At 39.1% G+C, this 14,996-nt stretch carries 9 protein-coding genes; all 9 read right to left on the bottom strand.

Annotation, left to right across the window (positions count from 1 at the left end; translation table 11 throughout):
- Nucleotides 1-10: 10 nt before the first annotated feature.
- Nucleotides 11-979: a coiled-coil domain-containing protein gene (locus tag NFR29_RS05515; protein ID WP_251424341.1), complete on the bottom strand. Its 969-nt coding sequence runs from the start codon at nucleotides 977-979 to the stop codon at nucleotides 11-13.
- A gap of 30 nt (nucleotides 980-1,009) precedes the next feature.
- Nucleotides 1,010-1,492 (bottom strand): OmpH/Skp family outer membrane protein, encoded by a 483-nt coding sequence (locus NFR29_RS05510; RefSeq protein ID WP_251424339.1) that lies wholly within the window; start codon nucleotides 1,490-1,492, stop codon nucleotides 1,010-1,012.
- A gap of 121 nt (nucleotides 1,493-1,613) precedes the next feature.
- Nucleotides 1,614-3,608 (bottom strand): BamA/OMP85 family outer membrane protein, encoded by a 1,995-nt coding sequence (locus NFR29_RS05505; RefSeq protein ID WP_420908278.1) that lies wholly within the window; start codon nucleotides 3,606-3,608, stop codon nucleotides 1,614-1,616.
- 429 nt (nucleotides 3,609-4,037) lie between these two features.
- Nucleotides 4,038-8,327 (bottom strand): translocation/assembly module TamB domain-containing protein, encoded by a 4,290-nt coding sequence (locus tag NFR29_RS05500; RefSeq protein WP_251424335.1) that lies wholly within the window; start codon nucleotides 8,325-8,327, stop codon nucleotides 4,038-4,040.
- A gap of 347 nt (nucleotides 8,328-8,674) precedes the next feature.
- Nucleotides 8,675-10,189 carry a TolC family protein gene (locus NFR29_RS05495; protein WP_251424333.1) on the bottom strand — a complete coding sequence of 505 codons (1,515 nt, stop codon included), beginning with the start codon at nucleotides 10,187-10,189 and terminating at the stop codon, nucleotides 8,675-8,677.
- 23 nt (nucleotides 10,190-10,212) lie between these two features.
- A complete protein-coding gene (locus NFR29_RS05490; protein WP_251424331.1) occupies nucleotides 10,213-11,484 on the bottom strand; it encodes an MlaD family protein in 1,272 nt (423 codons plus the stop codon).
- Nucleotides 11,484-12,242, bottom strand: coding sequence for an ABC transporter ATP-binding protein (locus NFR29_RS05485; protein WP_251424329.1), 759 nt, complete (start codon nucleotides 12,240-12,242; stop codon nucleotides 11,484-11,486). The genes NFR29_RS05490 and NFR29_RS05485 overlap by 1 nt, the downstream gene beginning before the upstream one ends.
- 21 nt (nucleotides 12,243-12,263) lie before the next feature.
- Nucleotides 12,264-13,025 (bottom strand): MlaE family ABC transporter permease, encoded by a 762-nt coding sequence (locus NFR29_RS05480; protein ID WP_251424327.1) that lies wholly within the window; start codon nucleotides 13,023-13,025, stop codon nucleotides 12,264-12,266.
- An 11-nt stretch (nucleotides 13,026-13,036) separates the two neighbouring features.
- The gene (locus NFR29_RS05475) at nucleotides 13,037-14,992 is read right to left on the bottom strand and encodes a SpoIVB peptidase S55 domain-containing protein (RefSeq protein WP_251424325.1); all 1,956 of its coding nucleotides are present in this window, start codon (nucleotides 14,990-14,992) and stop codon (nucleotides 13,037-13,039) included.
- Nucleotides 14,993-14,996 lie beyond the last annotated feature (4 nt).

The raw sequence follows: 14,996 nt of genomic DNA, 5'->3' as shown, positions 1-14,996 counted from the left end.
GATATACTCCTTACTGTACACGATAGGATGCTTTAATAGCATCTGTAATATCAAGGCCCTTGATATTACCACCTGCATCGATTAATACAAGCTCTAATTGTTTTTCTTCTGCAATGATAGCTGCCCGCATGCGAACATCTTCTAAAATAGCATCGTGAAGAGCTGCCACTTCTGCTTCTTTATCAGCCAATCGTTTGGCCCAACTTTCATTCCACTCTTGAGCGACTGGCAGATTATTCTTACTAATAATTTCTTTCACTTGATTTTGCAACATTTCATCTCGTTTTTTAGCCAACTCCGCCTGTACTGATTCTGCGTAAGCTATAAGCTCCTGTTCACCTTTAGTTCGCAACGGTTCTAATTCAGCTTGAATCTTCTGCTGGATAGCTTCGATATCTACATCGGAAGGTTTGCGTTTTTCCAATAGCTCTTTTAAACGAGCTTCTTTTTGATTTCGTTCCGCATCAGCAGCGGCCTTTTGCTCTTCGCTGATGTAAATACGACCATCAAGAGCATATAAATCGAGTTGCAAATTTACAATTTCTAAATCATAGCCCTTTTGTGCGACTTTTAATTGAGCTAAATATGTCTCACTCAATTCTTGTCGCTTCGCGTTAAGTTCTTGATTTAATTCATTTTCCTTAATACCAATACGCGCTTGTAATTCTACATTTAAAGCATCCGTCAAAGTATCATGTAAAGCAACCTCTTTTAACTGCTCTTCTTGTAATTGTGCTTTCTGGTTTAGCGCCGTTTGTTCTAAAGAGTACTGGTTTTCCATTTGCTCTAATTCGAACTTCGCAATTTTATAATCTTCGTAGGAATCGTTAAATTCTAAAAGATCGTCGAGACGTACGACACCAATGGAAAGACCATCACTATCTTGCCGATTCGTCACAAATCCATATGCACTATACATAGTGATAAGGGCAGCTATTAACAATAGAAGTAAACTAACATATTTTGTATTTAGTTTCATATAGCTCACTCTTATGATTTAATTAGCCCATTATTGTGCATCAGCAGCCATTTTTTTCAATACTTGTTCAGTAATATCTACACCGCCGTATAATACGCTATCTTTTGCCATAATTACACTCAAGCCTTTAGATTCTCCTACTGCTTTAGCTGCTTCCATCGCTTTATCTTGTACTTCTTTCGCAATTTCTTGATCTCGTTTAGCTATATTTGTTTGTGCTTCTTCAGCAATTTGTTGTTTTGTAGCATCATCTGGAGCGGCATCAATTTTAGCTTGTGCATCAGTACTTACTTGATTGCGGTATGTCATGAAATCATTAGCCGCTTTAATAAAGATTGGATTTTCAGGAGACATCATACGAGATGTATCAATAACACCTACTGTGCTACTACCAGTAGCACCTGGTGTAGACATTTGCGTATACGCAAGGCCACCAATACCTAAAATAAAAATTACTGCAATAATAAGAGAGAAAATTTTAACATTCTTCTTATTATTTATGGCTCTCATCATATTGTAGTTCCTCTTTTCTATTACATCGAATTACCTCTATCCATCGTCAATAGAGTCCATAATAGTGATATGGGTGAAAGCACTCCCTAATGGGTTGCTTTCACCACAGAATATATCAATATTAGAATTGTGTACCAAAGCTAAAGTGGAATTGGTTATCGTCTTTACCTACACCGTAGTCGAGTTTTACTGGACCAATTGGAGTCATAATACGAACACCTGCACCTACACCAACATTGAATGATTTTTTACTATCATACCATGTAACATGTGGTGTATCCCAAGCATCTCCGACATCAGCAAACAATACGCCTGTAACTTTTTTCACTACAGGGAAACGGAATTCCAATGTAGCATTGTACATTTTCTTACCACGGAATTGGTCATCTTCATACCCACGTAAGGAATCGGCACCACCTAATGTAAACAATTGGCTATATGGGGCATCACCTTGGATAAAACCAGCGCGAGCACGGAACGCCAATACATTCTTAGCACCTAATTTTTTATACATACGCGTTTCAGCAGTAAATTTATAGAAATCAAAATCACCGCCTAAACCGTGACCAGCCCATTGTGCGGTATAGGAAATACGACGACCGCGCGTTGGATCATAAATATTATCGCGGGAGTCATACACTTTTTGCCATGTAGCAGAGTTGATACGACCGAAGTTGTTTTTTACGTAATTATCACCAGCAAAGTCGTAATTCAAGTTATTATAACCTTGACCTGGTCCTGGTCCACGGTCGTAACGGAAACCTGAACTATCTTCATCATCCCATTTATACTCATCTTTACGCGTTTCTAATGTTAAGTAATCGCGAGTATATTCACCGGTTTGACGACCAAAGGACACATTAAAACCTTTAGATTTTTTATTATATTCTGCTACTTCACTACCATTTTCATTATAGTCAGTATATTCATCTTCACGATTGAAATAAGATAATCCAAGGGATGTACCTTTACTATCAATCCATGGTTTTAAGTAAGATAGTTGATAATTTTTATAGCTATCTTTACCTAATTCCCAATGTACTTTAAATTTATCTCCAGTGCCGCGGAAGTTTTCTTCACCAAACTCAATAATGCCTACAAAACCATCAGACTTGGAATAACCCGCACCGAGTGTAATTGTACCAGTCTTGTGTTCTAACACGTCTACTTCAATAATGACATTGTTAGGATCTTCATTACCAGGTAGCATTCTAACGTTTACATCGTCAAAGAAACCTAAGTTATATACACGTTCTACAGAACGACGTACTAAGAACTTATTAAATGGTTTGCCTTTCTTTTGTACGAATTCACGAGTAATAACTTTATCTTTTGTTTTCTTATTACCACCAGGGATAATATCTTCTACAATACCTTCTACGATATTGATATGTAACATGCCGTTTTCATCAACACGAATACCATCAACGTGGGCTAACATATAGCCATCGCGATCATAAGCAGCATTAATACCTTGTACTTTTTGGCCTACATATACGGAATTCATTACTTGGCCGATAGGCAATGCTAAATAGTTCGTCAATACTTCAGACGTATAAATCGTGTTACCTGTAAATGTTACACCTGTTGCAACAGGATTGGCAGTTACGGCAAAATCGAGTTTTACCCCTTCTGGAACAGTAGTAAAAATAGGATTAACTTCAGAGAAATAACCTGTATTGCCTAAGTTTTGAATATCTCTATAAACACCTTCTACACTAACAGCGTCGCCTACTTTTTCTTGCAAAATAGGCATTAATTGTGCTGCTACCTCTTCAGGCACGCCTGAAACAGAAAGACCAGAAATAATTTTGCCTACAAAAGGTGCAATCGATTCTTCATTAGCAGATGTTACATATTGAGCCTCTATGGTCGTCACAGTTTGTGTTTGACCATTTTCAGCGGCTTTATCTAAATCTGTACCACCTGTCGTTTTAGAAATCATTTTAACTTCTTTATCATCAGTTTTCAACGCTGCATTGTTAACAGTTACGGTGCCATCAGAGCCTTGAACAACTGTGCCATCTTGAGTCAATGTAGTATCGCCACGAGCGGCTAAAATAGCAGCATCTGTTTCATCTTGTGATGCTACAGAACCACTTACTGGTGTATACATTATAGGTGCTGCTTGCGTACTTTCATTAGCAGCACTACCGGAATCCCCAGTCATTTCTCCTTGATGTTCCGCGTTCACGATTTCATTATTGTATACTTCAGCTGTTGTGCGAGCATCATCACGAAGCCCTGCATAATTGCTAGTCGTCGTGTCTAAACCTGGAATATAGCCTGTTTGCACGCCTGCAGCATATACATTACCTGCCCCCATAATGGCAGTCATTACTGACGCAGCGAGCATCGTTTTATAGGCTTGTTTTTTTAACATAAATTCCTCCTAAAACTCATCCCTCTTAAAGAGTATTAAATCTTTATTAGTATACCATATTTTGGCAGGAATGAGTACTACTATAAATTAATTTTATGAAACTAAAATGACTACAATAAGAGTCGGTACCGACTCTTATTGTAGTCATTATGCAATAGCCCTTTAAAATTCTTTAGACCAACGGCCACCAAAATACGTATTTCCTTTCGAGGTATGCCATCCAGTAAATTTTAAATTCCTTCGTATCGTATATTCGATACCATATTTATTTTGATGATTATTAATCCCCTGTGTAAACGTAACCATAGTCCGAGGTAACACATATTTGCCTATTTCAATATTATAATTACCTGCCGTTTCACGATTCGTAGGTTCATCAGGATCTATAGACCCAGTTGTAATATTCACACGATCCAAACCCAATGTATTTTGCAATGCATCTTGTACATAACCAAAAGCAAACATTTGCACGCCAGCTACCGCTACGGCATTAGCATCTTCATTGGAAATAGAACTACTATTAGACGCAGCTCCTCTACCAAAGGTAAGCATGGACACAATTTGTTGCCTTGACAATGGAGGCGTAGATTTAAGAGATAAATCAAGTTGATCCACTGTCCCTGTAACTCCAAGCAAAATATTATAATTATTAGCATTAGTTTCTGCTTCTAATTGTAACCTTGGTAAATAGGACCCTTGCATAAAATTAGCAGTCCCTTTTGTAATCGTAAAAGTATGGCTTAAGTATTTAAAAATACCTTCGTTCACAGTAAATTGTCCATGTGCTTCTGGATACAATACGGAGCCACCAAAATGTACATCGCCATTAATGCGCATATCATATAGAGAACGATCGTACAAACGTACATTTTTACCAGCATGAACAGTCACATCCATGCCCATATTTTGAGTACTCTCACTACTTTCCAGAGATAGAGGAATTTTTAATTTCATATTTTCTAAATCGATGCGTCCCATCAATGTTGGTATACTATCACGATCAGCAATATAGAGCTCTCCTCTTAATGGACCTGAAATATATTCGTTTGCTAAATCAATACCGTCTAATTGAGCTGCCATATTGTAGTTTGTTAAGGTATGGCCTTGCCAATTGATTTTCGCTGATAGTCCGGCGGCGCCTTTTCCCATTACCAAACGAGACTGGAAGTCCCCTTGTTGCCCTGAAAATATAAGGTCTCCATCGAAATTAGTAATAGCATTACCTAAATGGTTCACTTTCATCATACCATTTCTAATAGATACAGTCCCGTATGCTTCAGGTTGATCGATAGTTCCTGTAATGTGAATATTTCCTTTAATATTACCAGTCGCTTCTTTTACATCAGCTAACACTAGTGGGAATACGCCCATATCTGCTTCATTAAAGTCGATAACAACATCCATAGCACGGCTATCACTAGCATCTAAGTAACCAGATGTATACAATGCAGCTAATGGTATTTTTCCATAAGCACTGAGTTTATAAACATCTTTGGAACCTTGAATACGCTGAATATTAATAACTCGGTCTTCCATTGTAGCTAATACGAAACCTTGATCAATAGCAACACCATTATACGAACCATTTGCCAGAGCAGCAGACAACTCAATTTTAGGATTCCGTGTTTCCCCTGTCATATTGACTACACCTGTAATTACACCTGTAGCAGGAATATCTTCACCTATTAATGGTAGGAACGGTACAATATTGACATCACGTATCGCAATTTGTACATCCGATTGACCATCAAAGTCCATCGCCCCTTGTGCAGCAATAACACCATCGCCAACAGGTAGTTTAGCCGTCTTAATCGTAAATTTACGGTTTTCTAAGCCGGCATCAATAACGGCATCTCCAACGATGGTCTTATCAATAGACACGTCTTTTATAGTACCTTGTACATACATGCTCGGATTACCTACGACGCCGCCCAATTCAACAGTACCACTCAAAGCACCATCTATATTATCTAAGGAACTACCTGCAAGACTTAAAAGATTATTGACACGCCCCCCTTGTACATCTAAAGATCCAAACAATCGTTTTGTCTCTCCTAATGTAACGCCACCTTTCGCTACATAATGGCCGCCATGCTCCTCATCAAAAGACAACTTCTGCAAGTTAATCACTGTTGAATCTGCATAGATATCACCAACTACATTCGATATCATTTCACCATTAATAGCGAGCGCTCTAGATCGAATAGCACCATTGAAAATTGGCTGTTTCGGTGAACCTTGAACAATGCCTTTCACCCACAAATAACCAGCTACATCATACTCTGTATTGATAAGCACCCGTTCCAAATCGATTTCATTTCCTTCGAAGCTTAAATTCAAAGCATCTTCCGAAACAGTCCCACTACCCGTTACAGTTGCGCCATAGCCTTGGATAGTAAAGGATGGTAAGTGAAGTACTTTATTTTCTAGCCTATAGTCTGCTTCCGCATCACTGATAAGCTTACCGTATAAAGAACCATCCGATAAATGGGCCCGACCTCTAATGTAAGGATTATCCATAGTACCGGTAATATAATTACGAGATTCTAGCCACCCCGTCAACGGAATATCCGTAAATGGACGAATTAAATTTTCAACCCGAACTTTATGAGCGTCGACCGTAAGATCTAAAGATTGATTCTCTACATTGACAGTACCTGTCGCCGTATAAGCGCCATTACCATCTATAGCGCGGGCTTCACGAATGGTCAATACATTACCACTAAGTGCAACATCTGCATCAAAGGCATTGTAGCGAGCACCTTTAAAGTGTACTTCGCTACTAGAAATTCGTGCTGTACCACCAACATTCTCTAATGGCCCGTCTAGGCGAGCATAAACATTAACTGCTCCATCGAGATCAGCTCCTAGGAATCCACCAAAACGAGAGGCATCAAGTTCATAACCAGATACAGTGAGATCTAAATGATTACCATTAATAGTACCGTCACCACTGAATTGCCCAGCCCCCATATTACCTACAACGGACAATGTAGTTTGATTATTGACATTGCTAAATCCAACTTTCATCGTATCAATAACGACACCTCTAGCATTAATATCACGGCCTGTTACATAACCACCAATGCGCTGTACCTCATTTGCGGTACCTTCTACAGAAACGATGCCACTCAATGTCCCTCCCAGAGGTTCTCCCATAGGCTGCGTCAATTGTAATAAATCTACATCATATATATTAGCAGTGCCAATGAAACTACCATCGCCTACATCATATCGACCATTGGCGGCAATGCGACCATCGCCACTAAATAAATCGGCACTTTTAATAAATACGCTGCCATCTCCGTAAGAAATAGTAGCAGTAGCTCTATCAATACGGTAATCACCATAAGTAATGCCGCTACTTTGTAGCTGTCCTGCTACATAAGGGTTGACACTCGTGCCATTAATGTGAAGGCGCCCCCCCATCGTTCCTGTCACACCATTATCTATGAAAGCCCCTATATCAGCAGAGTCAACAACGACATTTAAATTTAGCCCAATATCTTGCTCATCCAAGTCTACTAAGCCATTTACTTTTACCGCTTGTCCATTAACAAGCCAATGGCTACGAGCAATTAAGATATCTTGTTCTTGTAAGAATACCCGACCATTGCCATCAGTAATTTCATAACTAGTATGACCATTATGGAACGTAGCATTAACTCCATCAAAACTAAAGTTCCCAGCTAATGTTAATGCCCCTTCTCGGGATGTAATCTGTGCTTTTACGTCTCGCAACATACCAGACTTAATCGTTACATCTTGTTTAATAGGAATGAGACCAGCAAAACTAGATATATCTAATCGCTTACTATCAATGAACAGGTCAAAATTATTAGTATGCTCCATATCTATGGAGCCACTAGCAGAGAGTTGTTCACCATTGATAAAGCCATTAAGAGCACCTCGAGAAAGCCCCTTAGTATTGATTAATACAGTACCATTTATATCTTTGATAGTATGTACCTCACCAGATTGGATACGTGCCTTACCAGAGCCCTCTTTTATTGTAATAGCAGCATCGAAGGCTGCTTTATCACTATCTGGCGTCGGTTTCACTAATGATTCTACATTCCATGTCTCATCAGGCAATTGCCACACATGAATCTCTGGTTTTTCTAGCATAATTTCCGATATGATAGCAACACCACTAGCATTACCTAAAACAATACTAGGGATGGCAGAGAGCTTTAAATCTACCTCTACATCGGGTACAGCCGCAATGAGCCGATTGTCCTTATCTTTTAGGACTACATTTTGAATTTGTATATCACCGTTCCAGTCCACGCCTAATGAATCATAATGAACCGTACCATTAATAGCTGTATTAAGTTGTTCCTTTATAATGGGTGCTACATACCGTTCCGCTACGGGAATGACAGCAGCAAGCACGGACCCAGATAGGCCTAGCACAGCAGCGCCAATCAAGCACCACTTCTTTCGAGTCATAAGAAACTCCTTATTACAAAATACACAAACTAAATATCTTATTTGTTATATACATTACAATCTTTATAATATAGAATTGTTTTATTTGTTCATAATATTTATTTCTGATAATATTTCTTATATTTATCATATTAATATTACCATAAAGTCGGATTTAACAGTAGTATTTCGGCTTATATTTTATAAAATTAATTAATTTTTATTCTCTATGACCTCTATGGCAAAACCAAAAAGCGACGCCCCTTAGGACGTCGCTTTTTAATTATATAATAATTCTTTTAGTAATGATATGGATATACTTCACATACCACCTGATACGCATTCATTGTAATAGAGTTTATCGCGTATTAGTTAGATCCATTAGTCAAAGCTGCTAATTCTGCTTCTGCACCGCTATTAGCAATCACTGCAGCACCACCACCAACAGGTGTTTCTAAAGGAACGCCTGTTGCTTGTTCAAGAGCTGCAATACTTACATTATAATTGTACAACGCTTGTACGTAGTTATTACGAGCCGTCGTCAACGTAGTTTCTGCATCAAGCACATCAAGATTAGTACCTACACCAGCACGGTAACGCAATGTAGCAATACGGAAATTTTCTTGCCCTTGCTCTACTGCAGTTTGCGTACTAGCAATGGTTTGTTCTGCAGAACGCAAATTCAAATACGCTTGTTGTACAGCAAGATTAACAGAATCAACAGCCGCCAAGTTAGCTTCTTTTGCCTTCGCTAAGTTTGCTTCTGCTACTTTAATTTGATTTTGTGTTTGACCACCATTCCAAAGAGCCCAAGTAGCCGTAGCACCTACAGCCCAGCTTTTATTATCGGAACCAAAATAACCATCGTTATCAGCGTGACGGCGGTTCACGTTCGCAGATACAGTTGGTAAATAGCCAGCTTTCGCTTGTTTTACAGATTGTTCTGCTTGTTTTACGGCCATCGCACTTTGCACTAAAGCAGAACGATGTAACATAGCATACGCTTTAGATTGTTCTAGCGTTACATTGTATGGTTTATATTGTAAGCTTTGTTCCACTGTATTGATCGATGTTTGTACAGGATAACCAATAATGTTATTCAAATTTGCTTCCGATAAATCTGCTGTATTTTGACGTTGTACTAATGTAGTTTGGGATTCTGCCAAGTTTGTATTTGCTGCCAAAACATCAGAGTTCGCTACTAATCCTACATTATATTGAGCTCGTACATTATCTACGTGACCTTGGTAATCTTTAACAGATTGATTAGCTACATCTACTAAGTTACGGTTCATAATCAATGTATAGTAACCATTTACAGCATCGTATTTAGCTTGTTGTAATGCTTCCTCATAAGCCGCACCTGTGCCTTCACGGCTATATCTCATGCCGCGAATATTCGCATCATCTGCAGGAGAGAATACAGGTACCGATAATGTTAATGCATGGGTACCAGATTTACTAGTACTACTACCAGTACCACCACCAGCAGCTGCAATAGCTGCATTACTAGAGGAGCCGGAATCCACATGTGTTCTCGTGCCACTCCAACCATATGTTAAGGAAGGATTTTTAGCCGATGCTGCTACACTTACGTTAGCTTTAGCTGCTTCATAATCCCACATAGATTGTTTGGCGGTACGATTATTAGCTAACGCTAAATTAATAGTGGCACCTTCATTGAGAGTAATGGTTCTATCAAAAGTTTGTGCATCTTGAGCCGCTTTTTCTGCTAATTGTTTTTGTGTTAGCATAATAGCTTCTTTTTGATGCTTAGATAATTTATCACTGTTATTAATCGATGTAGACACAACGTCTGCTGCAAAAGCACCTGTTGTAGCCATGGAGAGAATAATAGCTAAAGTAAGGGCTTTTTTATTCATAGGTTTACCTCCACATAATGTGTTTAAAATACTTGCTTAATACCGAAATAGGTGCCCCCATTAGAAGAACTAAAAGGTCTTGTCATTTGGACTACACCATAGGTATCCTTATGTAATCGAATATCAGAACGTAATCGATATTTACGATGATTTAAATCATACATAACGGCAGATAAGGCAAATGATCCTCGCGGATTATAGTCTAAACCAACACCGAGTTCACTTTCAAAAATGCCACCTCGCACTAACCATTTTGGGGCAATGAATTTACCTGCATTCAAATCAAAATCAGTACCATCGCCAATATTGGAAAAGCCAATTTCTCCCATTCCTTTATCGCTATACATGCGGACTCTACCGTTTACGCGGAACTCATTGTCATTAGTATTATAAAGGAAATCTACAGATGGCTCCACTTTAGAAGATGACTTTTTTTCAGACTGACCACCTTTTATTGCATCATCTACATTAGGCGTTTCAGCACCATTATTGTAAGCTTTACCACCCATTAATTTATTAACACGAGCAGAAATTTGTGCCGTATTATGTAATGTTTCTTTCAAATTATTCTGCGCCGTTGGGTCTGTTACAGTCCCTTCCATGGCACGCGCCATATTATCCACGCGTTCTGTGGTTTGTTTCATATTTGTCAAAATAGCGCGCATATCTTCCCCCGCATTGCCATCAGCATTAAATTGCTGTGCTGTTGCATTGAGTTGTGCTGTTACATCTGCCATATTTTGAGTGATAGCTACTACATTGTCAGCCATAGCTGCGGTAGATTGTAAAGAATATTTTAAAGCATTTTGCGTTTGTGGATCGCCGATAATATTGTTGATAGATTGCAACATTTGCTCCGTACCAGCCATCAATTTTTCAGCACTTTTCATGGCTTTTTCTACAGCATCACTACCTTCACCTTTTACAGCATCTCCATCGCGCAAATACACCTTCGACGAACCTGGAGAAATTTGGATAAATTTATCGCCCAGAAAACCGTCAGATCCTAAACTAAATACAGAATCGCTAGGGATTTGTGTAGTATCGTCAACTTTCATCTTTACCACAACCCCTTGCGGTGTAATTTCGATATCAGAAACACTACCAATAGCAACACCAGAATATTTAACTTGGTTGCCATTTTTTAAACCATTGACCTGTTCAAAACTACCGTTAATTGTCATTTGTGGTTTTCCGAATATATCGATGCGTCCCACAAAAATAATGCCTATAATAAATAGGATTATACCTATAATTGTGAAAGCCCCTACTTTGGCTTCCGTTGTCCACTTCATTACACGTCTCTCCTTGCCACAATATGAATGGGTTCAGCCGCTCCATTGATAAACTGTTGTACTTTTGGATTGGAAGAGTGTTTAAATTCCTCCGTAGGAGAAATCTCAATAAATTTCCCTTTATCCAATAAGGCAATCCTGTCGGCTACATAAAAAGCAGATTGCATATCATGTGTTACAACGATAGATGTACAATCTAATCGCTCTTGCATACCACGAATGAGCATGCTAATCGTACCTGACGTAATCGGATCGAGGCCCGAAGAAGGCTCATCGTAGAGTATAAGCGTTGGATCTAGTGCAATAGCTCGCGCTAAGCTGACCCTCTTTTTCATACCCCCAGACAATTCATTGGGCATATACGATTCGTAACCTCTCAGCCCAACCCAGTCTAATCGCTCACTAACGATGCCATTAATTTCATCGTCTTTTTTATCAGTATGTTGTCGGAGGCCAAAGGCTACATTTTCACCTACTGACATGGAGTCAAATAAGGCAGAGTATTGAAATACCATTCCCATTTTTTGGCGTACTGTATTAAATTCGTCTTCAGATATAGTGGTAATATCAACACCATCTACTATGATCTGTCCTGATGTAGGTCGTTGCAACCCAATGAGAAGTCGCAATAGTGTACTTTTACCACTGCCACTACCCCCGAGAATGACTAATGTTTCGCCATCTTCAACGGTGAGGTTAATGGAGTCTAATATCACTCGACTATCATAAGCTACAACTACATCTCGTAATTCTATCATATGTCGTTCTTCCGAGTTTGATTAATATAGTATAGATGATAAAAAGTAGTTCAATACAAAAATGAGGATAATACTAGTCACTACAGAACTAGTTGTAGAGAAGCCCACTGCTTCTGCTCCCATCTTTGTGTTCATCCCTTTGTATGCACCTACTAAAGCAATGACTGCACCAAAGACACTAGACTTTAACAAACCTAATGTGAAGTCAGAAATAGTGGAAAACAATTGTATTGAATCTAAATAGGTAGCTGGCGCCAAACCTTTGATAACAGTAGCTACAAAATAGCCACCACCGATACCAATAACAATACCATAAAACGCTAAAATTGGCACCATAATCATACAAGCTACAACACGAGGTACAACGAGATATCCTACAGGATCTACCGCCATTACTCTAAGGGCATCAATTTGTTCTGTCACTTTCATAGTCCCGATTTCTGCAGTAATAGCAGCACCGACCCGGCCAGCGAGAACTACGCCTACTAAAATAGGTCCCAACTCACGACCCATAGCAACAGCCATAAGCCCCCCCACTGTACTTTGAGCGCCATAGGTAATCAATACATCCGTAATTTGCAAGGTCATAACGCCACCTGCAAATAGTAAAGTAAGGCTAATGATAGGCAAAGAGTCTACACCTAAGTGAGCCATTTGTTGCACTACATGCCAAACATTTAGCATCTTCAATTGCTTTATGGTTTGCCCTATCAATAATGTGGCGCTCCCAATTTGAGAGAAGCCATCCATTACTTTACGGCCCACAACTTCAAGCCAGTTCACTGCTTGCCTCCTTACCTACTAGTATCTTCCTTATCAGCCCCATCTTTAGGGGCGTTTGCTTTCTCTGCTTTCGCTTTGCCCGCTGTTGTTTTGCCGGCTTCATTTTCAAGCTCTAGTTTATGAGCCATTTTAGCTTGCGCTTTCATTTCTTTAGCTCGTTTTGCTAGCGCTTTATCTCGATCTCCAACACTCATAACTTGTACGGTAAATTGTCCATCACCTTGTACAATATATTCTGTGTCCACAGAAGCTTTCGCTTTTTGATCTTCTTCTTTTGTATCACCTAAGTCTTCATGGGAGTTTTTCTTTTTCATTGCTCCTGGACTCGGCTTCTCTTCTACATCTTGCAATTTAGCTTTTTTCACAGATTTAGTAGATGCTTCTTCATTAACGAGACTAATGCCTTCTTCTAAGAATTCTACAACGATTTGATTATTTGTGTCTGTCTTTTCCAATTCACTAAATAAATCATCAAAATCTTTATACACTTTTAGGCGTCGCAACACTTCATCTGTTAAATTATATTTTTGCTTTTCCAATACATATGGCAATGGAATTTCACCACCACCACGTACTTCTAATGTATATGTACCAATTGGTTGATCTTTTGGAACCGTAAAGAATACTTCTTTCGTAATTTTCTCACCTCTATATGGTTCCAAAATAACGTCTACAACAATCGTATCGCCAGGCGCCACAATCGTAGAAGATGCAGCGGCATCAACGAGCTTTGCTGTTTTCTTATCTTCCGTAATATCTGCTTCGACTGCAATGTCAGCAATTTCATAATCAACAAAACGGTTATTCAAAAGAATGTCGATAATATTATAAAATTCATCGACAGTTTTTTCTGTAATTGAATCACTACTATAGAACATATTAGTTCGCTTCAAAGGTTTTAAATCTTTGCCTTTTGGCGTAATGGTATAGGAAATAGTAGATGTACCAGAACCACTGCGATCAATTAATTTATTCAACATATTATACAATGATGTAGCTGCCAATGTAGGCGTCATTTCTTTATCTTCAACGACTTTGACGTAAGAGCTCTCATCGCGACCCATGTCGATATCTTTCAAATGGAATCGTACAGGAATGCCGTGGGAAATCACGCCAGACACACCAGCGATCCCTGCACCTCTATCTTCTGTAACCGTGCCTACTTCTTGACCCATAGACCCCAATTTAAAAGCTGCATTATAGCTTTTTACAACCGTAAAAATGCTAGCATTATGCATGAAGTAATTCGTCGACCCATGTTTCAAGAACGGATGACCAAAGGCTACGATTTTCTCACCGTCTACGTGAGTCACTGTGCCAATGGAGCCTAATTTTAAATCCCCATCCACTAATAATGCTGCTACAGATCCACCGGCTTCTAACGGTTTTACTATATCGTCGCCGCTAGCGCTAGCTGTATCATAAGTTTCATAATTATATTGTGGCAATTTAGCTTTAAAATAATCCATCGATTTACGGTCAAAACCGTAAGCCATCAAAGGCGTCGTTAAAGGAATTAATTGTTGGTCAGACCAGGTATTGGATAAATTCTTCTCGTATGGAATATTCCATAATTTCACCATATCTTCGATCGGTGTAATCATGCCAATCGTTCCATCTGCAAAGCCCCAACCATACGCTATAGCGCCTACTAATTTTCCATTTATATATACAGGACTACCACTCATACCGTGAGCAATCCCTCCAGTTTGTTCTATAACAGGACCAGAGAATTTTGCCAAAATCAAGTGCCCCGAAGGACCTCTATCCTTCATAACACCTAAGACTTTCACGTCAAAGGTAGAGATGGTATCTCCTACTATTACAGTTTTTGCTATCCCTTCCATGCCCGTTTCTACATCATTAACAGGCATAAAGTCCACTGCCTGTGCCGATGATAGCGCACTACAGAAGAAAAGCGCCAGTATCGTTTTTCTATACCGACGCCAAGAATGAGAAAACTTCATTCCT

This window comes from Veillonella agrestimuris (assembly GCF_943193065.1).
GTDB classification, from domain to species: Bacteria; Bacillota; Negativicutes; order Veillonellales; family Veillonellaceae; genus Veillonella; species Veillonella agrestimuris.
This window is presented reverse-complemented; position numbering and strand designations above follow the sequence as displayed.